This window comes from Synechococcus sp. A15-62 (assembly GCF_014280075.1).
In the GTDB taxonomy this organism is placed as follows: Bacteria; Cyanobacteriota; Cyanobacteriia; order PCC-6307; family Cyanobiaceae; genus Parasynechococcus.
The window spans coordinates 1,825,048-1,847,233 of sequence record NZ_CP047950.1 but is presented as its reverse complement, the minus strand read 5'-3'; the positions used below and the strand labels follow the sequence as shown (position 1 = coordinate 1,847,233).

Below are 22,186 nucleotides of genomic sequence, written 5' to 3'. Positions count from 1 at the left end.
TTCCTGATTGAGCCCGGCATGTCCGACGTGGCCACCTACACCGTCCGCGCCGAGTTCGAAGGCGAAACCCACAGCTTTCCCTGCCGCGCTGATCAGACGGTGCTGAACGCTGCTGAGGCCGCTGGCATCACCCTTCCCAGCTCCTGCTGCTCCGGGGTGTGCACCACCTGTGCTGCGGTGATCAGCGAGGGCAGTGTTGAGCAGCCCGATGCCATGGGTGTGAAGGGTGAGCTTCAGCAGCAGGGCTACAGCCTGCTGTGTGTGGCTTTCCCGCGGGCCGACCTCACGCTCAAGGCGGGGCAAGAGGATGCGCTCTACGAAGCCCAGTTCGGTCAATACCAGAAGTGAGGCTCACCAGCCTGCAACGTCAATTCCTCTGGCCCGCTGATGTGCCTCTGGTTGAGCTGCGCAGCTGGATCCGTCAGCAGTTGGCTCAGGAGGGTGATCTGCTCCGTTGGGCCCTTACTGAAGTTCAAACCAGCGCCGATGGTGCTCGAACACTTCAAGTGGAGGCAGTGATCAGCGCATGAGCTCGCTGCCGATTCCAACCCTGATGCTGGTGCCCACGGGTATAGGTTGTGACATCGGTGGTTTCGCCGGTGACGCCTTGCCGTCTGCACGGTTGCTGGCTGCAGCGAGCGGTTGCCTTATCACCCATCCCAATGTGATGAACGGGGCTGCGCTGTATTGGAGCGATTCCCGCGTGCACTACGTGGAGGGCTATGGCCTCGATCGGTTTGCCGTGGGTGAGTGGGCCCTGCGGCCGGTGCGGAAGCAACGGATCGGTTTGCTGCTCGATGCCGGGATTGAGCCCGAGCTGGCCCAGCGCCAGATTCAGGTGGCTGAGGGCTGCCGCGCCAGCCTGGGTTTGGAGATCGGCCCGGTCATTTCAACGGATGCGCCGCTCGCGGTGACGCTCGAGCGCGGTGCCAGTGGTGCCAGCTGGGGGCGATTGGGGCGTCCCGATGCCCTGTTGCGGGCTGGCGATCGCTTGAAGCAGGCCGGGGCGACGGCGATTGCGGTGGTGGCCCGCTTTCCTGAGGATCCGGAGAGTGAGAAGTTGGCGGCCTATCGCCAGGGCAGTGGCGTGGATGCGTTGGCCGGTGCTGAAGCGGTGATCAGTCACCTGCTGGTGAAGCATCTGCAGATTCCCTGTGCCCACGCCCCCGCGTTGGACCCTTTGCCCCTGGATCCCCAGTTGGATCCGCGGGCGGCAGGTGAGGAGCTCGGCTACACCTTCCTGGCCTGCGTGTTGGTGGGGCTGAGCCGGGCGCCGGATCTGGTGAGCGGCGATCGGCAGTCCGGCGACGTTGACGCGTCGCAATTGGGGGCCGTTGTGGTTCCCGAAGGTGCCCTGGGCGGGGAGGCTGTGTTGGCCTGCGTGGAGCGCAATCTGCCAGTGGTCTGCGTGGCCAATCCATCGGTGTTGTCGGTCACGGCCGACGCCCTTGGCTTGAGCGAAGGCGTTCTCCATGCCAGCAGTTACAGCGAGGCAGCAGGGTTGGTGCTGGCGCTGCGGGAGGGATTGAGTCCGGCGTCCCTGGGCCGGCCACTGCCAGCGCTGCAACGGTTGGATTGATGCCTGGCGGTTTCGGTGCAGCCTCCGATCAGAGCCCTTGTCCCTGTGGGGGTGGTGTTTATCGCAACTGCTGCGGGCCCCTGCATCGCGGCGATCAGCGTGCCGAAACGGCTGAACAGCTGATGCGCTCTAGATATTCAGCTTTTGCGCGTGGCGAGATCGACTATCTGCTGGCCACCCATCCCGAGCCGGATGTTCCAGCACAGCAGCGGCGTCGTTCCCTGGAGCGGAGTTGCCGGCAGACCCGTTGGATCGGTTTGACCGTTCTGGCTGTCAGCGCGGGCGGCCCGAGGGATCTGGAGGGAACGGTGCAGTTTGAAGCCCGTTATCGCGGTGGGGTGTTGAAGGAAACCTCCCTGTTTCAGCGTCGCGATGGCGCGGACGATGGCCCTTGGCTCTATGTGGGCGCACTCCACTTGGAGGGCTAACGCAGGCAGGCCATCGGATGCCGCGGCGGTACCCCGAGTGCCTTGGCCACGCCGGGATGGCACACCGATCCCTGCACCGTGTTCAGGCCGGAGATGAGTTCCGGTCGTTCCGTCACCGCCTCCTCCAGGCCCCGCCCGGCGATGCCCAGGATGTAGGGGAGGGTCACGCTCACCAGGGCTTCGGTGGAGGTGAACGGCACCGCCCCCGGCATGTTGCCCACGGCGTAGTGCTGTACGCCGTGGATGGTCACGGTGGGATCGCGGTGGGTCGTCTCCTGGCTTGTGGCGATGCAGCCGCCTTGGTCGATGGCCACATCCACGATCACTGAACCGGGTCGCATCTGCTTCACCATCTCCGCGTCCACCAGGGTGGGGGCCCGTCCGCCGGGGGTGAGCACGGCTCCGATCACCAGATCCGCCGTCGGCACCAACCGTTCCAGCAGTCCGCGGCTGCTCACCACACTCATCAAGCGACCGCGCCGGTCGGCCTCAAGGCTGCGCAACCGCTGGGGTGAGCGGTCGAGCAGCAATACCTCGGCATCCATGGCGGCGGCTGTTCGTGCGGCATTCCAGCCCACGGTGCCGGCGCCAAGCACCACCACACGGGCCGGCTGCACGCCGGTGCAGCCCCCCATCAGCACACCGCGGCCGCCGTGGGGTTTCTCCAGCAGGTGAGCTCCCACCTGGGCCGCCAAGCGCCCCGCGATTTCGCTCATCGGTGCCAGCAACGGCAGGCTGCCGTTCTCCAGCTGCACGGTTTCGTAGGCGATGGCGGCAGTTCCCGCCTCCAGCAGGGCTTCGCCAACGCTGGGATAGGCGGCCAGGTGCAGGTAGGTGAACAGCACCATGTCCTTCCGCAGGTAGGCAAATTCCTCCGCCTGCGGTTCCTTCACCTTCACCACCAGATGGGCGCCCCAGGCCTCGTCGCGGCTCACCATTTGGGCACCGGCGGCGGCGAAGGCCTCGTCACCGATTCCCGCTCCAGCTCCGGCTCCGGTTTCGATGCGCACCTCCAAGCCTTGGCTCACCAGCTCCCGCACCGCATCGGGAGTCAGCGCCACGCGCTGCTCATCGAGCTTGATCTCCTTCGGCACACCGATGCTGGCCATCGGTGCCGAGAGGACGGAGGCTGCCATGGCGGCTTCAAGGGGATCCCTTCAATCTGGCTCCGCTGCGCGTAACCCGCCACTTCTCCAGGGTTGGACTGCGCTAGGCCGCGGCAATGGGCAACCGCCAACCGCTGCCGAAGGCCTGGGGACTCACCTTGAGCAAAGGTGCCGCTTGGCGTCGCTTGAACTCGGCCCGTTTCAGCAGCCGTTCCACCCGTTCAACAAGAGCGGGATCGTGGCCGGCCGCCACCAGGATTGGTCCAGACTGGCGCTCCTGGATCAGGGCTTTGAGCAGTGCATCCAGGGCGTCGTAGTCGGGCAGGGAGTCGCTGTCTTTCTGGTTGGGCCTGAGCTCGGCGCTGGGGGGTTTACGGCGGATTGCTTCCCCCACCAGCTCCCCGTGCGTCGGTAGTCCCAGCGCCTGGCGGCAGCCCCGGGCTGCGTCGCTGTCAAGCCAGTCGCAAAGGGCAAACACGCTGGTTTTGTAGAGATCGCCAATCACCGCAAGCCCACCGTTCATGTCGCCGTAGAGGGTGCAGTACCCCACCGCCAGCTCGGATTTGTTGCCAGTGGTGAGCAGCAGTTGGCCCTGCTGGTTGGCCACGGCCATCAGCAGGGTGCCGCGAATGCGTGATTGGAGATTTTCCGCTGTCACGCCCTGGGGCATTGCCCCCAGCGGTGCGGTCAGGGCCTGGTCGTAGCCCTCCATCAGGCCGGCGATGGGCACTGTGTTGGTCTGCAGCCCCAAACGTTCGGCCAAGGCCAAGGCGTCGTCGATGGATCCAGACGAGCTCCAGGGGGAGGGCATCAACAGCGCTGAAACCGCCTCGTTCCCAAGAGCTGCTGTGGCGATCACCGCCACCAGCGCTGAGTCGATGCCGCCGCTCAACCCCAGCAAGGCTTGTTTGAACCCGCATTTCCGGGCGTAGTCACGCACCCCAAGCACCAGGGCGCGGAACAGTCGCTCGAGGGGATCCATGGGTTGGATCTGGCCGTGGGACCGCACAGTGGTGGGATGGCCGCTGTCCCAGACCGCCAGGTGCTCCTCGCAGACGGGGAGTTCCAGCTGCACGGCGCCATCGGCTCCCACCACAAAACTGGCCCCGTCGAACACCAGCTCATCATTCCCCCCGACTTGATTGAGGTAGATCAGTGGGCAATTGAGGCGTTGCGCCGCTGCCGCCGCCAGCTGTTGGCGCAAGGCTGGCTTGGCGGCATCGAAGGGGGAGGCCGCCAGATTGATCACCAGATTCGGATGTTCGGGGACCAGTTGATCGATGGGATCCGGTCCGTCCAGGCGCTCGCGCTGCAGGCCGTCATCCACCCAGAGGTCTTCGCAGATGGTGAGGCCCAGTCGCTTCCCGTTGGGCAGGCTGAGCAGGCAGGGCCCATGGCCTGGGCGGAAGTAGCGCCGCTCATCAAAGACGTCGTAACTGGGCAGCAGCTGTTTCTGGGCAATCGGCCGCCAGCCCAGGCGATTCACCAGCACCACACCGTTGTGCAGCCGTGGACTGCGGGCATCGGATGCGGGCAGTGCAGCTCCCACCAACAGGGTGACGCTGCTGTTGAGTTGGTTCACCAGCCACTGCAGCATCGTGTCCTGCTGCTGGATGCGGCTGGGTTCGAGCAACTGGTCCCGGGGGGGATACCCCCAAAGGGAGAGTTCAGGGGTGAGCACCAGCTCAACAGCCTGCTCTTCTGCCCTGCGCACGGCCTCCAGAATCCGCTTCGCGTTGCCCTCGAAGTCGCCGACCACGGGGTTGAGTTGCGCCAGGGCGATGCGCATCAGCAGAGGCTCCCCGAAAGGCCATAAAGATTGTGCTGGAGCAACAGCGGCCACACCGCTTCGGGGATCTGCGCTTGATTCGGTTGCAGGCGCAGTTGCGAACTGGCGATGGCGGGAACCTCAAGATCCAGCAGGTCCACCTGTCCGCCCAGATCGCGCAGGGCCTGCAGCGTCGCGTCCTCTAGGGGCCAACCCTTGCGGGGGGCGATGGCCAGGCGGCACTGCGGCAGCCAGCAATTGCTCTGTTTCCAGCGGGGAATCTGTCCGGCGAGATCGCTGCCCACCACAAACACCAGCTCTCGATCAGGCCAATGCTGGGCGGCCCGTTGCAAGGTGATCAAGGTGTAAGGGCTGCTCAGATGCTGAGCCAGCTCCAGCCGTTCATCCTGCAGTTGCTGCACCAGCTGGCCGAGCAGCATCGCTCGCAACTCCAGGGGGGCATCGTGCTGTTTCAGGGGATTGTCACTGGCCCAGGTCGCCACGTGGCCGTAGCGGTTCAACAGCCCCTCCAGCAGCACCTGATGGCCGCGGGTGGGTGGATCGGCGCTGGTGCCCAGCAAGGCGATGGCAGCAGCGGTCATCTCAGGGCAGCAGTGGTTGCAGATCCTGCTCCAGGGCTTTGGGCCAGCGCAACAGCCAGTGGTGCACCACAGGATCACGTTCGGCCAGCCGGCGCAGCAGCGCACCGGGTTGTCCACCGCGCCGGCGCAGCACCTGCTGCGCCACGAGACGCCCCGTTCGGCGGCTGGCGTGCACCGCCAGGGCGGCCTGGGCCAGGGCCACCGGGGCTGCAGGGGCCAAGCTGCCCCCGCCGCTCACCGGCACCAGCAGCAGCAGTGCCTGCTTCAGGGCCGCCAGCCCCAACTGCACCCCGCCCAACAAGGCGTTGTGGCTGGAGAGTCGGGTGAGCAGCAGCCGTGCCGCCGCTGGTGTCATCGGCAGGTTGTAGAGACGGCTGAGCTGCAGCACCAGGGCGGTGTCGCAGGCCATGCCTCCCGCCATATCCAGGGCCATCACTGGGTTGACGGCCACGCCCGTGGCCTTGGCGGCTGCATAACGACCGATCAGGCTCTGGGCCGTGCGGCGGTGCTGTTGCAGCCGCAGTTCTTGGCAGGCCTTCTGGAAGTGGTCGGCCTGGCGCAGCGATTGAATCGCCAGCAGCAAGGTGCCTTCGTTCTCCAGCTGCCGGCAGAGCTGCTTCTGCAGGTTCTCCACCTGCGGCGTCGTGATCATGCTGCGCACCCGTCCATCGGCCTGGATCTGGGGGCTGCGGGGTGCTGCCGCTGCCGCGGTGATCGGTAGATCCACCGGCAGCCGGGCGCGGATGCTGCGCAGCAGCGTGGCACGTTCCTGCTCTGGCCAGCGGTCGCTCCGGTTCAGCACCAGCTGCAGGGGCTTGCCGCTCTTCAGCAGCGTGCTTAACGCCGCCAGGTCGGCCCGGGTCAGGTCGCTGTCCACCACAAGCAGCACCAGATCGGCCCCCATGGCCACGCGGGAGGCCAAGCGCGCCCGCCCGGCGGCATCGATTTCATCAATGCCGGGGGTGTCCACCAGTTCCACCCTGGTCAGCCCGGCAATCTCCACGGGCCAGTCCACCGCCTGCTGATGGCGGGTGCTGCCGTGGGCGACATCCGTTGCCAGCAGTGGGCGGCGGATCAAGGCATTGATCAGGCTGGATTTGCCAACCCCCACCCGACCAAACAGAGCAATGCGCAGGCGCCGCTGCTGCAGCCGTTGCAGCTGACGATCCAGCAGCTGCAATTCACCACCCAGCAGTCCCTGATCCCGTGGGCTCAGCTGAAGCTGACTGCGCCACTGCTCCAGCAGCAGCTGGCAGCGCTCAACGGTGTGGGGCGGGGTGGGTTGCATTCCGTTCATGCTGCTGGCTTGCGCCACCAGCCGGCCAGCACGGCCAGCACGGATTCGGCACCGATCACGCCGACAAAGCCACCGAATTCATCCACCACAACGCGCACGCCACCGCTGTCGCGCCGGAAGCCCGTCAGCAGCCGATCGGCCCGGATCATCTCGGGCACATATTCCACCGGCTCGCAGAGGTCAACGGGTGTGAGCAGGCCGCGGTTCTCCAACAGGGCGGTGAGCACCCGCTCGCGGCTAGCCACCCCAAGCACCTTGTCCACTTGATCGCCCAGCACCACCCACCAGGGATCGTTAGTGCTCATCAACTTGGCCCGCTGGGCTTCGATGCTGAGGCTGCCGTCCAGGGTGGGCGCCGCCACCCGCGGCGTCATCAGGTCGCGGGCGGTGAGGTCGTTGAGCTGAAACACCTTGCCGATCATCGCGGCTTCATCGGCTTCGATTTCTCCTTTCTGAGAGCCCAGGCGGGCCAGCAGACGGATCTCCTCCTCATTGGTGCTGAGTTCCGCTTCGGCAGTGATGGCAGGCAGCATCCGTTCCAGCAGCAGCACCAGCGGCCGCAGCGCCAGGCCGAGCCAATGCAACAGGGGTGCGCTGGCCAGGGCTACCGGCAGGGCCAGACGGCTTCCGAGGGCTTTGGGCAGGATTTCCCCCAGCAGGATCACCAGGACAGTCAGCCCGACCGAGAACACCGGCAGGGCCACCCCGCTGATGTTGCGCTGCTCAAACACCCAGGCGGCATAACCGCCCAGCATCAGGCTGCCGAAAATGTTGAAGCCGTTGTTGGCAATCACCAGAGCCGACAGGGTGCGCCCCAGCCGTTGACGCAATTGCGCCAGCCGCCGGGCACCGGCCACGGGGCGTTCCCGGGCCGCCAGCTCGTGCACCCGGATCGGACTCACAGTCAGCAGGGCGGCTTCCACTCCGGAGCAGAGGGCCGAACCCAGCAGCACCACCAAAACCAGCAGCAACAGCACCAGGAGATCGGAGCTCATTGCCGTCTGAGACTCCTTGCATCGTAGAGGCCCTGGCCAGTTCGGCCTTGCCAACTGCCATCCTGTTCCTCTCAACGTTCTGCTGCTGTGAACGGTTTCGACTCCGGCATCCACGCGCGTCGTCGCGCCCTGTTCATGGAGCAACTCGGCGCTGCCGCCGCGGTGATTCCGGCCGCGGCGTTGGCAACCCATCACGCCGACTGCGAGTGGCCCTTCCGGCAGGACAGCGATTTCTTTTATCTCACCGGTTTTGATGAACCGGATGCGGTGGCTCTGCTGCTGCCGCATCGACCGGAAGGCGAGCGCTTCGTGCTGTTCGTGCAGCCCAAGGATCCTGCAGCCGAGGTGTGGACCGGCTTCCGCTGGGGCACCGAAGGAGCGGTGGAGCGCTACGGCGCGGACCTGGCCCATCCGCTGGATCAGTTGAGCGAAAAACTGCCCGAGTACCTCGCCGGTGCTGAAGCCATCGCCTTCCGGGTGGGCCGCCATACCTCGGTGGAGTCGATGGTGCTTTCGGCCTGGGGTCGGCAACTGGATACCTATGCCCGCACGGGGACGGCGGCCCTGGGCCTGGTGGCACCAACGCCGATCCTGCATCGCCTGCGCCTGCGCAAGGAGCCCCATGAGTTGGAGCGTCTGCGAGAGGCCTGTCGCATCTCCTCAGAAGCCCACGAGCTGGCCCGATCGATCACCCGCCCGGGCATGAACGAAGCCGAGGTGCAGGCGGCGATGGAGGCCCATTTCCGCAGCAACGGGGCCCGCGGTCCGGCCTACGGATCCATCGTTGCTGGCGGTGATAACGCCTGCGTGCTGCACTACACCGCCAACACGGCCCAGCTTCAGGACGGTGACCTGCTGCTGATCGATGCCGGTTGTTCCCTGGAGGATTACTACAACGGCGACATCACCCGCACCTTCCCGGTGAATGGCCGCTTCACGGCGGAACAGCGGGAGCTCTACAGCCTGGTGCTGGAGGCCCAGGTAGCTGCGGTTGCCGTTGTAGCTCCGGGCGGCACGGCGGAGGCGGTACACGACACCGCCCTGCGAATTTTGGTGGAGGGCCTGGTGGACCTGGGCCTGCTGATCGGGGATGTGGACGGCATCATCGAGCGAGGCGACTACCGCCACCTGTACATGCACCGCACCGGCCATTGGCTGGGTCTTGATGTGCATGACGTGGGGGCCTACCGGCTCGGTGAGCAACCTGCGCCGCTGGAGCCAGGCATGGTGCTCACCGTTGAGCCCGGTCTTTACGTCAGTGATCGCCTCAGCGTGCCGGAAGGACAGCCTGAGATTGACGATCGCTGGAAAGGCATCGGCATCCGGATCGAAGACGATGTTGCCGTCACCGAGACTGGCCATGAGGTGCTCACCGCCGGCGCCCTCAAGAGCGTTGCTGCGATGGAGCGTTCCTAGGCCACCTGTAGCAAGATCCAGAACAGAAAAATCACCAGCTTCATCAGGCCTTCGATGCCGGTGAGCCGAGCATGGGGATAGCTGAGGATCAGCGTCAGGGCCAGGAGAACCATCTCAAAGGGTTCCAGCCCCAGGATCACATCGGTCCCGGTGATTCCCCCAAGCACCAGCACGGCCGGAACGGTGAGGCTCACTGTGGCCACGACCGACCCGTACAACGTGTTGATCGACCGCTGCACCTCGCCAGCGGAAGCGGCCTGAATGGCGTTGAGAGCCTCTGGCGCCAGAATCAGCATCGCCACCAGGACCCCCGCCAGAGAACTCGGCAGGCCGAGATCGGTAATGCCGGTTTCGATCAGCTGCCCCATCGATTCGGCAATCAGGCACACCACCAGCAGTCCTGCCACAAGCAGTAACGCTGCTTTCCACAGCGACAGGTCGTTGTCGTTGTTCTCGGCTTCCAGGGTTTCCAGCGCTTCGCCACCCCCGCCAACACCGACGATCAGGCTCTCCCGTTCGGTGTAAAGACTGCGGTAACGCCCCATTTGGGCGGTTAAGAAGATGGCGTAGACGCCAAAGGCCACCACGGAGAGCACCGCATTCACAGGAGTGCTGAAATTGGCCTCCGTGGTGCTGCGGCTGAAGTTAGGAATCACCAGTGCCAGCACGCACATGGTGCTGATCAGGTCCCAGTACGTGAGGGCCCCCAACAGGTTGGGAGCCGCCATTTGGCTGGTGTCCACCTGCCCATCGCTTCCCAGCGTCCCGCGTCGCACGGCCGCCAAAACGTTGCAGATTCCGGTGACGCCGGTGAGGGCGATCATCACCACTGAGAACATCGAATCCCTCGCCAGGGTTGGGTTGCTCTCGCCTGTGAGCATGGTGCTGGCCACCAGGGCGAGTTCGATGGTCATCACCGCGGCTGTCAGCACCAACGTTCCATAGGGCTGACCGATCAGCTCTGAGACGCGATCGGCCTGGTTGGCCACGCTTTTCGAGAGCACAAGAACCACTCCGCTCAGCAAAGCCAGGCCGGCGAGAACGATGCTGGTGGGTTGCACCAGAAGCCACGCCATCACGCCGCTGAATTCAATCGAAACGAGGGCGACGAGGCCGATCAGGATCGGCAGAAGCAGGCGCACCATCGAGTCATTGCAACAGAGCCGGGATTAACTCCCGTGTCGCTCCCACAATGCAGTCTGCGCCGGCATTGCGCAGCTTCTGGTGATACGACATCACGTCTGCCACATGGGGAGGTGCCACGCCCAGGCTGCGCCATCTCAGCTCGGGTCGCCGCTCCCGGGCGTTGATCACCGTTTGCACATCCGCCACGGTGTCGCCGATGTAGGCGACCCACTCTGGTCTTTCTCCATCCGCCAAGGTCTCCGCCATCCGCAACAGCCCTGTGGGGTCGGGTTTGTCTGGTGCATCCCCCATGGCAATCAGGGATGGTTTGTTGAGTCCCAGACGCTGCTCCAGAACGAATCGCGCTGAGGGGGGTTCAGCTCCGCTGACGAATCCCCAGCGGATGCCTCGGCTGGACAGCTCTTCAAAGAAAGCGGAATCCACCAGCAGCGGTTCATCGCCGATGAAGCCCGTCCAGTCGCTGGGATCACCCTGAGGATCGCCGCCGAAGTAGTAGCCACTGAACACATCGACCAGTGCTGTGCGATCCGGAAGCTCAGTCCCATGGCGTCGCAGCAGTTCCAGGCTGGCGTCCCAGTCGTTGTTCCACCGGCCTTCTCCCTTCAGGTTGTCGATGTCCTCGGGTGTGGGACGCCAGCCGCTGTAGTGCTGAACTGTTTCCTGAAGAGCACGGCGGTAGCTGCCAGCCACATCGCGGATCACACCATCGATGTCGAATAGCAGGATGGTTGGGGATCCCAGAGCACCTCGTGGGGAGCGGCTGGTAGGTTAGTTGTTTGTATTTCTGTCTTGAGCGCTGACACCATGACGGTCACCGAAGGCGCTGCCCCTACCGACCAGGAGGTCGCGACTCCGTCCGCCGACGCGGCTGAAGGCGCCACCCAGGCAGCTGAAACCACTGAAAAGCCTGCAGCCAGCGAGGGTGAAGGTCGTCCTGTGCTGAAAGGAGCTGCTGCGGCTCTGGCCACGGCCACCATCGACGCTGATGGTGTTCCTTCCGGGTACACCCCGAAGGCTGATGAGGGTCGCTTCCTGTTGAAGATCCTCTGGCTTCCCGACAACGTGGCCCTTGCGGTTGATCAGATCGTTGGCGGTGGCCCCAGCCCCCTCACCTCTTACTTCTTCTGGCCCCGTGAGGATGCCTGGGAAAGCCTGAAGACCGAGCTGGAGGGCAAGAGCTGGATCACTGACAACGAGCGGGTTGAGGTTCTCAACCAAGCCACTGAGGTGATCAACTACTGGCAGGAAGAGGGCAAAGGCAAGAGCCTCGACGAAGCCAAGGCCAAGTTTCCCGACGTCACCTTCTGCGGTACAGCCTGATTCCGTCCCGTTGTTCAGCTCAACAACAAAAACCTGCCTCCGGGCAGGTTTTTTTGTGCCTGCCACCCTGACCTCTGATCAAAAAAAGATCCAAAAAACACCATTAAAAAAGCCAGGGGCTGGAGCCCCTGGCGCTTTGAACGTCATCCTTGAAATAGGTGGATGAATCAGTCGGCGGTTTTGCTGGCCTGAAGGCGGGCGCGAGCTTCATTGAGCTGTTGCTGGGCCTTGAGCTTTTCCGGAGAAGCCGGTTGCCCTTCCATGCCAGCCACCACGGTGGTGGCTTTCTGGAAAGCGGTCTCGGCGGCAGCGGCATCGATGGAGCTGCCCAGTTCCGCCTTGTTCACCAGAACGGTGACTTCGTCGGCATCCACTTCGGCGAAACCACCCATCAGGGCGATGGAGTTCCAGGCACCATTGGCACGCACTCGAAGTACACCGATGTCGATGGCGGTGAGCAGGGAGATGTGGCCAGGCAGGATGCCGAGTTGACCGGTGGTACTGGGCAGGATCACCTCATCGGCGCTGCCATCAAAGACGTTCTGGTCTGTTGCCAGCACGCGGAGGGTGAGGGACATGAACCTTGGTTCGAAAGGAGAACGGACTGTCGAGAAACACGTGAACGGGGGTGTGGATCACACCCCCGAAGGGATCACTTGGTTTCGGCGGCGATCTTCTCGGCCTTGGCTTTCACTTCCTCGATGTTGCCCACAAGGTAGAAGGCGGCTTCGGGGAGGCTGTCCAGCTCACCGGAAAGAATCTGGTTGAAACCAGCGATGGTCTCTTCCAGCTTCACGTACTTGCCGGGCATGCCGGTGAAGATCTCGGCCACGAAGAAAGGCTGGGAGAGGAACTTCTCCACCTTGCGGGCACGATCCACGGTGCGACGGTCGTCTTCCGACAGTTCGTCGAGACCCAGAATCGCGATGATGTCTTGCAGTTCTTTGTAGCGCTGCAGGGTGGACTGCACGGCGCGGGCGGTGCGGTAGTGCTCGTCACCCACCACAGCTGGCTGGAGCATGGTGCTGGTGGAATCCAGAGGATCCACAGCGGGGTAGATGCCCTTGGAGGCCAGGGCACGGTTCAGCACCGTGGTGGCGTCCAGGTGGGCAAAGGTGGTGGCCGGGGCGGGGTCGGTCAGGTCGTCAGCAGGCACGTAAACAGCCTGGATCGAGGTGATCGAACCTTCAACGGTGGAAGCAACACGCTCCTGAAGGGCACCCACGTCGGTACCCAGGGTGGGCTGGTAGCCCACAGCGGAAGGCATGCGGCCCAGAAGTGCGGACACCTCGGAACCGGCCTGCACGAAACGGAAGATGTTGTCCACGAACAGCAGCACGTCCTGCTTGTTCACGTCGCGGAAGTGCTCAGCCATGGTCAGAGCTGAGAGACCCACGCGCATACGGGCGCCGGGGGGCTCGTTCATCTGGCCGTAGCAGAGGGCCACCTTCGACTTGGACAGGTCGTCGGCGTTGATCACGCCGGATTCCTTGAATTCCTCGTAGAGGTCGTTGCCCTCACGGGTGCGCTCACCCACACCACCGAACACAGAAACACCGCCGTGCTCCTTGGCGATGTTGTTGATCAGCTCCTGAATCAGCACGGTCTTGCCCACGCCGGCGCCGCCGAACAGGCCGACCTTGCCGCCCTGGCGATAGGGAGCCAGGAGGTCGATCACCTTGATGCCGGTCTCGAACACCTTGGGCTTGGTCTCAAGCTCGGTGATGTTGGGGGCATCCCGGTGGATGGGAGCGGTGGCCGTGGTGTTGACGGGGCCCTGCTCGTCGACGGGCTCGCCCAGCACGTTGAAGATGCGGCCGAGGGTGCCTTCACCCACGGGCACGGAAATCGGTGCACCGGTGTCAACGGCTTCCATACCGCGCACCAGACCGTCGGTGCCACTCATGGCAACGGCGCGAACCCGGTGATCACCCAGAAGCTGTTGAACCTCAGCGGTCAGGGCGACGTCATCGCCTGCGGGGTTTTTCCCCTCAATGCGCAGAGCGTTATAGATCTTGGGTAGTTTCCCGGCGGGAAATTCAACGTCCAGAACCGGGCCGATCACCTGACGGATCACACCCTTGGTGCCAGCAGATGCAGGAGCAGAAGCGACCATAGGAAGGAGAGTTGCGGGAACAGGCGCTGCGCGCTCGGACCCATTCAGAGCGGCGCAACCATACCACTGCTCTGGTTGCTCCCCCTTCGGTTCGGTCACCCGCACAGCTTGGGGTATGGCCCGAGGGGTGGTCGGTTGCATACGTTGGCACTCATCGGCATCGAGTGCCAACTCGCGTCGATGCGTGGCGCATTGCGCCCTGTCCCTGCTCCTGCAAGTACCCATGGCTGCTGTTTCTCTCAGCGTCTCGACCGTCAAACCCCTTGGCGACCGCGTGTTCGTCAAAGTCTCTGAATCCGAAGAGAAGACCGCCGGCGGCATTCTTCTGCCTGACACCGCCAAAGAAAAGCCCCAGGTGGGTGAAGTGGTTCAGGTGGGCCCCGGCAAGCGCAACGACGACGGCAGCCGTCAGGCTCCCGAAGTTGGTGTGGGCGACAAGGTGCTCTACAGCAAGTACGCCGGCACCGACATCAAACTCGGCAGCGATGAATACGTGCTGCTGTCCGAGAAGGACATCCTGGCTGTCGTCAACTGAGACCAGCCCCGCTGCATTGCGGCTTGAGTCTCAACTCAGCCTTCCTTAATCATCCTCTTCATTAGGAAACGCCTTCCATGGCAAAGCGCATCATCTACAACGAGAACGCCCGTCGCGCTCTCGAAAAAGGCATCGACATCCTCTGCGAAGCCGTCGCCGTGACCCTGGGCCCCAAGGGCCGCAACGTGGTGCTCGAGAAGAAGTTCGGTGCTCCCCAGATCATCAATGACGGCGTCACCATCGCCAAGGAGATCGAGCTCGAAGACCACATCGAGAACACCGGTGTTGCTCTGATCCGTCAGGCCGCCTCCAAAACCAACGACGCTGCCGGTGACGGCACCACCACCGCCACCGTTCTGGCCCACGCCATGGTCAAGGCGGGTCTGCGCAACGTGGCTGCCGGTGCCAATGCCATCACTCTGAAGAAGGGCATCGACAAGGCGTCCGATTTCCTGGTCAGCAAGATCAAGGAAATGGCCAAGCCCATCGCTGACAGCAATGCCATCGCCCAGGTCGGCACCATCTCTGCTGGCAACGACGAGGAAGTCGGCAAGATGATCGCCGATGCCATGGACAAGGTTGGCAAGGAAGGTGTGATTTCCCTCGAAGAGGGCAAGTCCATGGAGACCGAGCTCGAGGTCACCGAGGGCATGCGCTTCGACAAGGGCTACATCTCCCCTTATTTCGCCACCGACACCGAGCGGATGGAAGCCGTCCTCGACGAGCCCTACATCCTGCTCACCGACAAGAAGATCGGTCTGGTGCAGGATCTGGTGCCCGTGCTGGAGCAAATCGCCCGCACCGGCAAGCCTCTGCTGATCATTGCCGAGGACATCGAGAAGGAAGCCCTCGCCACTCTGGTGGTGAACCGCCTGCGCGGTGTGCTGAACGTGGCTGCCGTGAAGGCTCCTGGTTTCGGTGATCGCCGCAAGGCCATGTTGGAAGACATGGCTGTGCTGACCAACGGTCAGCTGATCACTGAAGATGCCGGTCTCAAGCTGGAGAACGCCAAGCTCGAGATGCTGGGCACCGCCCGTCGCATCACCATCAACAAGGACACCACCACCATCGTTGCCGAGGGCAATGAGGCGGCTGTCGGCGCCCGCTGCGAACAGATCAAGAAGCAGATGGACGAGACCGACTCCACCTACGACAAGGAGAAGCTGCAGGAGCGTCTGGCCAAACTGGCCGGTGGCGTGGCTGTGGTGAAGGTGGGTGCGGCCACCGAAACCGAGATGAAGGACAAGAAACTTCGTCTCGAGGACGCCATCAATGCCACCAAGGCGGCGGTTGAGGAAGGCATCGTTCCTGGCGGTGGCACCACCCTGGCTCACCTGGCTCCGGCCCTGGAGCAGTGGGCAGCCTCCAGCCTGTCCGGAGAGGAACTGATCGGCGCCAACATCGTGGCTGCTGCTCTTACCGCTCCGCTGATGCGCATCGCTGAAAACGCAGGTGCCAACGGCGCTGTTGTGGCTGAGAACGTCAAGGCTCGCGCTGGTGCCGAAGGTTTCAACGCTGCCTCCGGTGAGTACGTCGACATGCTGGCTGCCGGCATCGTCGATCCCGCCAAGGTGACCCGCTCTGGTCTGCAAAATGCCGCATCCATCGCTGGCATGGTGCTCACCACCGAGTGCATCGTGGCTGATCTGCCTGAGAAGAAGGAAGCAGCTCCTGCCGGCGGCGGCATGGGCGGCGGCGACTTCGACTACTGATCCACCTGGGTGTGGTCGGGAGACCACCCGATCACCCCAACTCAAGTCATGCCAAGAGGTCCTGCGGGGCCTCTTTTTATTGCCATGGACTGTATTGTGAGATCTAGGTTTTTCAATACATATGCTTTGCGGAGTTTGCTCTCAGCTGCAGCCCATGAATCGTTGAGGGTTCAGGAGTACTCCGGCTAGTGTATTGGTTGGTATTGTTAAGTCGGGACAAATGCCCCAGCGACCCGGAGCTTTTGCTGCTCAGTTTGCCCCTGAGACGCTGAAGCGTTTCAAGGATCTCTGTCGACAGCAGGACAAGGCCTATTCCAAGGTGTTGGAGCGTCTTGCGCTGCTGTATGTCGAAACGGATGGAGGAATTCTTTCGGCAGTCGGTTCAGGAGGAGTTCCCTCAAAAGGGGTGCAGAAAAGGCAGGTTCAGGTTGAGTCTCTGCAAAATAAGTTGTTGGAAGATCTATTGAAGCGCGTTGAGATTCTTGAAAAAAAGGAGACTAAAACGTTGTATGAGTTGGATCGCGTTCACAAGGAACTTGCTTTTTTTAAATCAGGCTTGCAGGCCCCCTAGTCTGATGAATGCACTTAGAAGAAAGTCATGAATGCTTACTTATTGACTGACAACATGGCTTCATCGTCGAGATTTAGCATCTGTTTGGTCATGTTAATAACAATCTTGCTGTTAATGCTATAGCTAATAAGTCCAGCGCCCAGATTCTTGTTTGGCGTCCCTTTTGCAAATAAATTGCCTACATCCTTGACCAGAGATTTATCAACTATTTTGACGGTAGTATTGTTAATTCCTGTTGGAAAAACGCAATGTTTTTCATTGGAGTGGAGAATCCCTGGTTTTTTGCAGAAGCGATGTGGAACAAGTTGGCCTGCACCCGCATTGGCAATAAAGAAATCAACAGCTTGACAGTGTTGTATTTTCTCTCGGTACGTTTGTCCTACCAGACTTACGACCGATACATTTGAAAAAGGTAATAATTTTTTCTTAATCGAAGCGACAACCTCAAGATCTTGATTGACTGGGGTTGCTTTGCTTCCACTCAGACGAGCATGATTTGAATTTTCGTATTCGGTAAAACCATCAATCATAAACACAAATGAATCAAACCAAGGCGTTAGTTGTTGCACAAAAGCTGGGAGAAAGTCTTCTTGTTCGATCCATATCCTCTTCTGTCCAGAAATGCCAAACCATAGAGTGAGCGTATTGCTTTTATTAAATACTTTTCTGATTTGTTTGAACACTTGATTCCATCGACTCCGAATGACGTTGTTGCGCCAGCCTTGGGTGCTGTCTAGGTAGACAACTTTCTCCATTTTTTCGGAATATTGATCAAGCTTCATTCCCAGCTGATTCGAGCCGATGACCAATGGAAAGAGGGAAAATGTGGGCTTATTTTTTTGGGCTACTGAGAGCTTCTTGTAATGCCTAGGGATGAAAAAAGAATTGTTGCTAACGATTGGCTTGTCAGTCTCTAGCCATACAAGCCATTTAAGTTGATCGTAGAAGTGATGGTAGGGTCTTTTTTGATCAACGAGGTAGCCGGAAAATGTTGCCTTTTTCGTTCCATACCTTCTCGAGCTAATCTTATTCTTGCCATTGAAAAGTTTTCTAATTGCGTTTAAAATTGCATCATCATTAACAGAAGACTTATGTTTGCCTGCATATGATTCTGTAAAAATTGCGTCAACAAATGATGTGCATTGACATAGAATCCATTGATTTTGGTTGCTTGAATCGCTAAAGAAAATAAAGTTACACATGCCTTGGCGCATATTTTTAGTGATAAAAGTATCTAAATTTTCTAGGAATGGATGAGGTAAGCAAATCGCTTCTTGGTGCTTGTCGATTGATTTAACTAATGCTTGAACTGTTTCAATATTGCCGGTTTCAATTGAATTAATTACGCTTTTCCATAGTGGACTGCAGATTTTTTGAGCAAGAGAGCCGGGAAGTTTTTTAGAAGGAATATGAAATTTGTACTTCATTGGTTTTTCAGGGCTCAAATTTTTATTCATTCGTGCTGCTCTCCACACCCGACGACTATACATGGCTTCTCTTCGTCAGCTTGCTCAATGCTTGTTTTGTTCAAAGCGTTCATGGGCTATTCATGTAAGCTTGGAGTTGTTGGATTTGGATTTGGATAAAATATTTGTGCCTATATTTTGTTGAGAAATATTTGCTTGAAATTTAGAATTTAGTGCCTCGTCTTTGAGGATTGGGGTACAAGATTCATTTGAATGTATTGATGCTATTTTAATTCTTCTGATTGTTTGGAAAGTTGTTTTCGCGCGCGCTCTAGGAGCTTGGCTAGTTTTTGTCCTTGTGGTCGGTTTTCCTTGGCGACCTCTAGCAACTCAACTTCTGTCGTTTTCGAGACTTTTCCAGATTGGCTTAATTTAATAATGGCATCAACAGTGTCATTTGAGAGTTTTTTCTGAGACTTTTTGGCAAAAAATTGTTGGAGTGTATCTCCAATAAGAGCCATAGATATGGATTCTTCGTTGCGGATTTTTTCAACTTCTTCTGATGACAGTTTTTCTGCAGTTTCATGGCAGAAACTTGAGGGTAGGGTCAACTTTTCGTTAGGTTCCAGGCGTGAATTAATGGTTTTGAGGTATATATTATTTTTGTCGTAGACTTTCTCGAGCTGCTGCTGGTTAAGCTTGCATTTCTGAGCTTTGAGCTGTGGTTGATTTTTAATCAATGCATCTGAAATTCTTTTGCTAATCAATGGAAATTTGCTGTAGTACAGAGCATTGATGGTGATTAGAATCTCAAGTTCTTTCTTGCTTAGGCTTCTATTGATAATCGCTCCGTTCATATTATCTGCAGGATAGAGATCTTCGGCTCCTATTGATTTAAATACCTGCAGCGTAATATCATGTTTGTGGGCTGAGTAATTGATGATCGTATTTGCGATACTCGATTTAGACATCAAGTCAATAATTTCTGCGGCCTTGGCATGATGTGACGAGATGAAATGCCTTGCTCTTATGAATTGTTCTAGTGGCATAGAATCTCCATGTCGTTTTACGCGTTGTTGGTACTCGGAAGAAAGCATCTCGTCCACCTCTCTTACTGCAAGGATAATGTGTAAATCGATAAAATTTTCCCAATTGCTTTTTGTTTGAATTAAATCTGGGATGAGCCAAAAAAGTGATTCCGAGCTTAAGACTATTTTTGAGTAATTTTGATTCTTCTTTCCGATCTCTAGCAATTGATCGCTTAAGCTTATCTCCGGGTTTGGCTGCCAATTGCCAGATGTGATTTCAAGTCGAGAAGCTCGATCTCGCAGAGATGGCTGGATGGGATAGCTGATGCCTCGTTTGGCTAGCTTCTCTGAGGCAATTGCCAATGCTGACTGAATTGCAGAAGTTCCTGTTTTTCCGTGACCAATGTGCAGGAAAAGTTTGATTTTTTTCACTGCACTCCATCCTTTTTGGGCGACTTTAGCATTGGCTTCGGCCTTGTCGTTCTCCTGCTTGTGTGAGTGTCAGGTCTTTGTCTTTGCCTGCGACCTAATAATGTGAATATGGCATTTCATTTTAGACCGTGTCCTGGCTGATTGGTCGAATGGAGGTTGTGATTTGCATTGACTAAGTTGCAAGTCTTCCTATTACTTCTTGTGCTGGAAGTGAGGATCAATTTTGATTTGCTGTTTGTGGCATAAGCATTTTGTGAGAAAGGTTAGGGGCTAGTGCTCGATTTGCTGGCTGAACCGGAGTGATTTTATAGAGCCTTTTTCGTGTTCTCTTTGGCTCATTATTGGTTATTAAGAGCCGGAACTGGCAGGATCAGTGTGTGGGATTTTTGGTCGCGCTTTGGACAAGGGTTCTTGTGATATTGCGTTGTCAAAGATTGTCTCTAAGCTTTGGATTTTGATGTTTTTAGCGGTACTTTATAGGGAGGAGTGAGGTAATTGAAGACCACGATGAGCTATCTGGGATCATCATTCGAATTGATAGAAATTCATGGCGCTACAATATGCCTTTTACCTTCTGCCTTGGAATGGGTACCGTGGCTGGTCTGCAGGATCCCGGGCTATTTGTGAGGGTTTCGAGGGTTTTAGTGGATCTGTCTGCTTGTGAGAACTACCTCGTACTAGCTCGATCGCGCCGCTATTAATGGTCTGATAAATAATTAACGTATGCAAGCAAGCCGTGCTGAGATCGTCGCTGGTTGATCTGAATGAATCAGCTCAACCAGCCAGCACTCAAGATCACGGCCAAAGACAAAAACAATGCAAGGCAGGTCCAAGTCAGCCGGTTCAACGTTGCTTCGGCGCTGCTGGCGCTGCTGAACATGGAGCTACCGCTGGCGGCCAAGCCACCCATGCCATCACCCTTGGGGCTGTGCAGGAGCACCAAGACGATCAACAAAAGGCCGGTACCGATCCAGCTCCAGGACAAGATTGAGGTCAGCATCAGACGGAAAGAGGAAGACGAGCGGTCTTGGGGGTGGGGTCCATATTGGACATGGGTGCAATCAGACTTTCGCCGGTCATGGCCGTCGGTTGCGGGAGGTCGAGAATCTGCAGCAAGGTCGGAGCGATATCGGCCAGCCCCCCGTTATCGCGGAGCGTGATCGAGTTGCCATGGCCAGGCAGCTTGCGCCGTTCTCCCTCGATCAGAATCGCAGGCACAGGATTGGTGGTGTGGGCTGTCCAGGCTTGCCCGTCTGGACCCTTCATCAACTCAGCATTGCCGTGATCAGCTGTGATCAGCATGGTTCCGCCCTGACGTCCCACCGCATCCAACAACCGGCCAATGCAACCATCCACGGTTTGGATAGCCTCCTTGGCGGCATCCATCACGCCGGTGTGGCCCACCATGTCGGGGTTGGCGTAATTGATCACGATCAGCGAATACTCCGCCTTTTCAATGGCCGAAATACAGCTGTCGGTGAGTTGCTCAGCCGACATCGCTGGTGAAAGGTCATAGGTGGCGACCCTCGGCGAGGGCACTAAGTGACGGTCTTCTCCTGTCAGTGGCTGTTCAATCCCACCGTTCATGAAGTACGTGACGTGGGGATACTTCTCCGTTTCGGCAGTGCGGTATTGCTTCAGACCAGCATCTGCAACCACCTGCCCCAACAGTTGGTCGAGTGGTTCTGGAGGGAAGGCAACTTGAACGGGGAGGTCCTGTTCCACCTGCGTGAAGGTGACCACATCCAACTCAGGCGTGTGGCTGCGTTCGAACCCCTCGAAATCGGGAAGGCAGAGCGCCTGCAAAATCTGGCGGGCGCGATCGGGCCGGAAGTTGAACACCAGAACGCTATCGCCGTCCTTGATGACGCTGTTCTGCAGCCGCACCGGTTCGAGGAATTCATCGGTGATCTCTTCGGCATAGCTGTCCGTCAGCACCTGGTCTGCCGTCCGGCTGTCGATGGCGAAGTTCGGATCGGTGTAGAGGTTGTAAGCCTTTTCGATTCGCTCCCAGCGCTGGTCCCGGTCCATGGCCCAGTACCGGCCACAGAGGCTGGCGAGCTGGCCCACGCCGCTTCGGCTCAAGGCTGCTTCCACCTGGCTGATGTATCCGGGTGCGCTCTGAGTGGGTGTGTCGCGACCATCGGTGATGGCATGCACGGCGAGATCGGTGATGCCGCTGTCCGCAGCCCACTGGATCAGCCCACAGAGATGATCCACATGGCTATGAACGCCCCCATCGGAGCAGAGGCCAAGCAGGTGCAAGGTCCCGCCCCGCTTCTGGGTGCGTTCCACCAGTTCCTTGAGTGCTTGGGTTTCGCCAAGTTGATTGCTGCGCACCGTGTCGCTGATTCGCACCAACTCCTGACGGATGATGCGGCCTGCACCGATGGTCAGGTGGCCCACTTCAGAGTTGCCCATCTGTTGATCGGGCAGACCCACATGGGAGCCACTGGCCTCAATCAAGGTGTGTGGATAGGCATGCCAAAGGGCATCCATTACCGGAGTGCCGCCTTGCTGGATTGCGTTGTGCTCGCTTGCGTTCCTGTAACCCCAGCCATCAAGAATGGCGAGAACGACCGGTGCGACTGTTCCGGAGCGTCCTGAACCGTTGGTAATGCTTTTCCCCACGTTCACCCGCGACCGACGGTTCTTAAGGACTCTTGCAGAATCAACTTAACGCTACGCCAGCCCTCAAGCTGCAGTTTCACCCAATCCCCACACCCTTG

Annotated in this window: 22 protein-coding genes; 9 read left to right on the top strand and 13 right to left on the bottom strand. The window is 59.2% G+C overall.

From position 1 onward, the window contains the following. Positions 1-18 precede the first annotated feature (18 nt). From SynA1562_RS10570 to SynA1562_RS10555, 4 genes are read left to right on the top strand one after another with little or no spacing between them, the layout of a single operon-like run. Positions 19-348, top strand: coding sequence for a 2Fe-2S iron-sulfur cluster-binding protein (locus SynA1562_RS10570; protein WP_114989502.1), 330 nt, complete (start codon positions 19-21; stop codon positions 346-348). Beyond that, on the top strand, positions 345-530 hold the full coding sequence (locus tag SynA1562_RS10565; RefSeq protein WP_186493826.1) for a hypothetical protein: 186 nt from the start codon (positions 345-347) through the stop codon (positions 528-530). The genes SynA1562_RS10570 and SynA1562_RS10565 overlap by 4 nt, the downstream gene beginning before the upstream one ends. Next, positions 527-1,579: a DUF3326 domain-containing protein gene (locus SynA1562_RS10560; protein WP_186493825.1), complete on the top strand. Its 1,053-nt coding sequence runs from the start codon at positions 527-529 to the stop codon at positions 1,577-1,579. Before SynA1562_RS10565 ends, SynA1562_RS10560 begins: the two co-directional genes overlap by 4 nt. Continuing rightward, a complete protein-coding gene (locus SynA1562_RS10555) occupies positions 1,579-2,007 on the top strand; it encodes a YchJ family protein (protein ID WP_186493824.1) in 429 nt (142 codons plus the stop codon). Before SynA1562_RS10560 ends, SynA1562_RS10555 begins: the two co-directional genes overlap by 1 nt. On the opposite strand, the gene ald is transcribed toward SynA1562_RS10555, so the two are convergent. The 5 genes from ald to SynA1562_RS10530 form a co-directional block, all read right to left on the bottom strand. Next, complete coding sequence (ald, locus tag SynA1562_RS10550) at positions 2,004-3,143, bottom strand: alanine dehydrogenase (protein ID WP_011365124.1); 1,140 nt, start codon at positions 3,141-3,143, stop codon at positions 2,004-2,006. The two genes, SynA1562_RS10555 and ald, sit on opposite strands and share 4 nt — an antisense overlap. Before the next feature lie 73 nt (positions 3,144-3,216). After that, complete coding sequence (locus SynA1562_RS10545) at positions 3,217-4,902, bottom strand: NAD+ synthase (RefSeq protein ID WP_186493823.1); 1,686 nt, start codon at positions 4,900-4,902, stop codon at positions 3,217-3,219. Then, positions 4,902-5,483 (bottom strand): nicotinate-nucleotide adenylyltransferase, encoded by a 582-nt coding sequence (locus tag SynA1562_RS10540; RefSeq protein WP_186493822.1) that lies wholly within the window; start codon positions 5,481-5,483, stop codon positions 4,902-4,904. The genes SynA1562_RS10545 and SynA1562_RS10540 overlap by 1 nt, the downstream gene beginning before the upstream one ends. Before the next feature lies 1 nt (position 5,484). Further along, a complete protein-coding gene (locus tag SynA1562_RS10535; protein ID WP_186495408.1) occupies positions 5,485-6,780 on the bottom strand; it encodes a GTP-binding protein in 1,296 nt (431 codons plus the stop codon). Next, the gene (locus SynA1562_RS10530; protein WP_186493821.1) at positions 6,777-7,775 is read right to left on the bottom strand and encodes a CNNM domain-containing protein; all 999 of its coding nucleotides are present in this window, start codon (positions 7,773-7,775) and stop codon (positions 6,777-6,779) included. Before SynA1562_RS10530 ends, SynA1562_RS10535 begins: the two co-directional genes overlap by 4 nt. 87 nt (positions 7,776-7,862) lie before the next feature. Here SynA1562_RS10530 and SynA1562_RS10525 point away from each other — a divergent pair, with 87 nt between their 5' ends. Then, a complete protein-coding gene (locus SynA1562_RS10525; protein WP_186493820.1) occupies positions 7,863-9,191 on the top strand; it encodes an aminopeptidase P N-terminal domain-containing protein in 1,329 nt (442 codons plus the stop codon). Here SynA1562_RS10525 and SynA1562_RS10520 read toward each other — a convergent pair. Beyond that, on the bottom strand, positions 9,188-10,336 hold the full coding sequence (locus SynA1562_RS10520) for a calcium:proton antiporter (protein ID WP_186493819.1): 1,149 nt from the start codon (positions 10,334-10,336) through the stop codon (positions 9,188-9,190). The genes SynA1562_RS10525 and SynA1562_RS10520 overlap by 4 nt on opposite strands. 4 nt (positions 10,337-10,340) lie before the next feature. Next, positions 10,341-11,039, bottom strand: a complete 699-nt coding sequence (locus SynA1562_RS10515) for a TIGR01548 family HAD-type hydrolase (protein ID WP_255445648.1) — start codon at positions 11,037-11,039, stop codon at positions 10,341-10,343. Positions 11,040-11,141: 102 nt separating this feature from the next. Here SynA1562_RS10515 and SynA1562_RS10510 point away from each other — a divergent pair, with 102 nt between their 5' ends. Next, entirely contained in the window at positions 11,142-11,657 is a 516-nt protein-coding gene (locus SynA1562_RS10510) for a 30S ribosomal protein PSRP-3 (protein ID WP_115010092.1), read from the top strand. 167 nt (positions 11,658-11,824) lie between these two features. Here SynA1562_RS10510 and atpC read toward each other — a convergent pair whose 3' ends face one another. Together atpC and atpD are read right to left on the bottom strand one after the other, a co-directional pair. Continuing rightward, on the bottom strand, positions 11,825-12,235 hold the full coding sequence (atpC, locus tag SynA1562_RS10505; protein WP_186493818.1) for an ATP synthase F1 subunit epsilon: 411 nt from the start codon (positions 12,233-12,235) through the stop codon (positions 11,825-11,827). 74 nt (positions 12,236-12,309) lie between these two features. Further along, on the bottom strand, positions 12,310-13,773 hold the full coding sequence (atpD, locus tag SynA1562_RS10500; RefSeq protein ID WP_115010090.1) for a F0F1 ATP synthase subunit beta: 1,464 nt from the start codon (positions 13,771-13,773) through the stop codon (positions 12,310-12,312). A gap of 223 nt (positions 13,774-13,996) precedes the next feature. Here atpD and groES point away from each other — a divergent pair, with 223 nt between their 5' ends. The 3 genes from groES (at position 13,997) to SynA1562_RS10485 (ending at position 16,591) form a co-directional block, all read left to right on the top strand. Further along, a complete protein-coding gene (gene groES / locus SynA1562_RS10495) occupies positions 13,997-14,308 on the top strand; it encodes a co-chaperone GroES (protein WP_006850452.1) in 312 nt (103 codons plus the stop codon). Between the two features lie 77 nt (positions 14,309-14,385). Next, complete coding sequence (gene groL, locus SynA1562_RS10490; protein ID WP_006851861.1) at positions 14,386-16,020, top strand: chaperonin GroEL; 1,635 nt, start codon at positions 14,386-14,388, stop codon at positions 16,018-16,020. Between the two features lie 220 nt (positions 16,021-16,240). Then, a complete protein-coding gene (locus tag SynA1562_RS10485) occupies positions 16,241-16,591 on the top strand; it encodes a hypothetical protein (RefSeq protein WP_186493817.1) in 351 nt (116 codons plus the stop codon). 35 nt (positions 16,592-16,626) lie between these two features. Here SynA1562_RS10485 and SynA1562_RS10480 read toward each other — a convergent pair whose 3' ends face one another. The 4 genes from SynA1562_RS10480 to gpmI all read right to left on the bottom strand — a co-directional run bounded on the left by SynA1562_RS10480 (position 16,627) and on the right by gpmI (position 22,094). Then, positions 16,627-18,048, bottom strand: a complete 1,422-nt coding sequence (locus SynA1562_RS10480; RefSeq protein WP_255445647.1) for a hypothetical protein — start codon at positions 18,046-18,048, stop codon at positions 16,627-16,629. Positions 18,049-18,281: 233 nt separating this feature from the next. Beyond that, a complete protein-coding gene (locus SynA1562_RS10475) occupies positions 18,282-19,457 on the bottom strand; it encodes a hypothetical protein (protein ID WP_186493815.1) in 1,176 nt (391 codons plus the stop codon). 769 nt (positions 19,458-20,226) lie between these two features. Next, positions 20,227-20,457: a preprotein translocase subunit SecG gene (gene secG / locus SynA1562_RS10470; protein WP_186493814.1), complete on the bottom strand. Its 231-nt coding sequence runs from the start codon at positions 20,455-20,457 to the stop codon at positions 20,227-20,229. Continuing rightward, on the bottom strand, positions 20,457-22,094 hold the full coding sequence (gpmI, locus tag SynA1562_RS10465; RefSeq protein ID WP_186493813.1) for a 2,3-bisphosphoglycerate-independent phosphoglycerate mutase: 1,638 nt from the start codon (positions 22,092-22,094) through the stop codon (positions 20,457-20,459). Before gpmI ends, secG begins: the two co-directional genes overlap by 1 nt. Positions 22,095-22,186 lie beyond the last annotated feature (92 nt).

Coding starts and splice junctions, on each gene's coding strand:
- ald (WP_011365124.1), bottom strand. CDS start 3,143: ATGGCAGCCTCCGTCCTCTCGGCACCGATGGCCAGCATCGGTGTGCCG.
- SynA1562_RS10485 (WP_186493817.1), top strand. CDS start 16,241: ATGCCCCAGCGACCCGGAGCTTTTGCTGCTCAGTTTGCCCCTGAGACG.
- SynA1562_RS10555 (WP_186493824.1), top strand. CDS start 1,579: ATGCCTGGCGGTTTCGGTGCAGCCTCCGATCAGAGCCCTTGTCCCTGT.
- atpD (WP_115010090.1), bottom strand. CDS start 13,773: ATGGTCGCTTCTGCTCCTGCATCTGCTGGCACCAAGGGTGTGATCCGT.
- SynA1562_RS10535 (WP_186495408.1), bottom strand. CDS start 6,780: ATGAACGGAATGCAACCCACCCCGCCCCACACCGTTGAGCGCTGCCAG.
- SynA1562_RS10480 (WP_255445647.1), bottom strand. CDS start 18,048: ATGAATAAAAATTTGAGCCCTGAAAAACCAATGAAGTACAAATTTCAT.
- SynA1562_RS10520 (WP_186493819.1), bottom strand. CDS start 10,336: ATGGTGCGCCTGCTTCTGCCGATCCTGATCGGCCTCGTCGCCCTCGTT.
- SynA1562_RS10530 (WP_186493821.1), bottom strand. CDS start 7,775: ATGAGCTCCGATCTCCTGGTGCTGTTGCTGCTGGTTTTGGTGGTGCTG.
- groES (WP_006850452.1), top strand. CDS start 13,997: ATGGCTGCTGTTTCTCTCAGCGTCTCGACCGTCAAACCCCTTGGCGAC.
- SynA1562_RS10560 (WP_186493825.1), top strand. CDS start 527: ATGAGCTCGCTGCCGATTCCAACCCTGATGCTGGTGCCCACGGGTATA.
- SynA1562_RS10510 (WP_115010092.1), top strand. CDS start 11,142: ATGACGGTCACCGAAGGCGCTGCCCCTACCGACCAGGAGGTCGCGACT.
- groL (WP_006851861.1), top strand. CDS start 14,386: ATGGCAAAGCGCATCATCTACAACGAGAACGCCCGTCGCGCTCTCGAA.
- SynA1562_RS10540 (WP_186493822.1), bottom strand. CDS start 5,483: ATGACCGCTGCTGCCATCGCCTTGCTGGGCACCAGCGCCGATCCACCC.
- atpC (WP_186493818.1), bottom strand. CDS start 12,235: ATGTCCCTCACCCTCCGCGTGCTGGCAACAGACCAGAACGTCTTTGAT.
- secG (WP_186493814.1), bottom strand. CDS start 20,457: ATGCTGACCTCAATCTTGTCCTGGAGCTGGATCGGTACCGGCCTTTTG.
- SynA1562_RS10570 (WP_114989502.1), top strand. CDS start 19: ATGTCCGACGTGGCCACCTACACCGTCCGCGCCGAGTTCGAAGGCGAA.
- SynA1562_RS10545 (WP_186493823.1), bottom strand. CDS start 4,902: ATGCGCATCGCCCTGGCGCAACTCAACCCCGTGGTCGGCGACTTCGAG.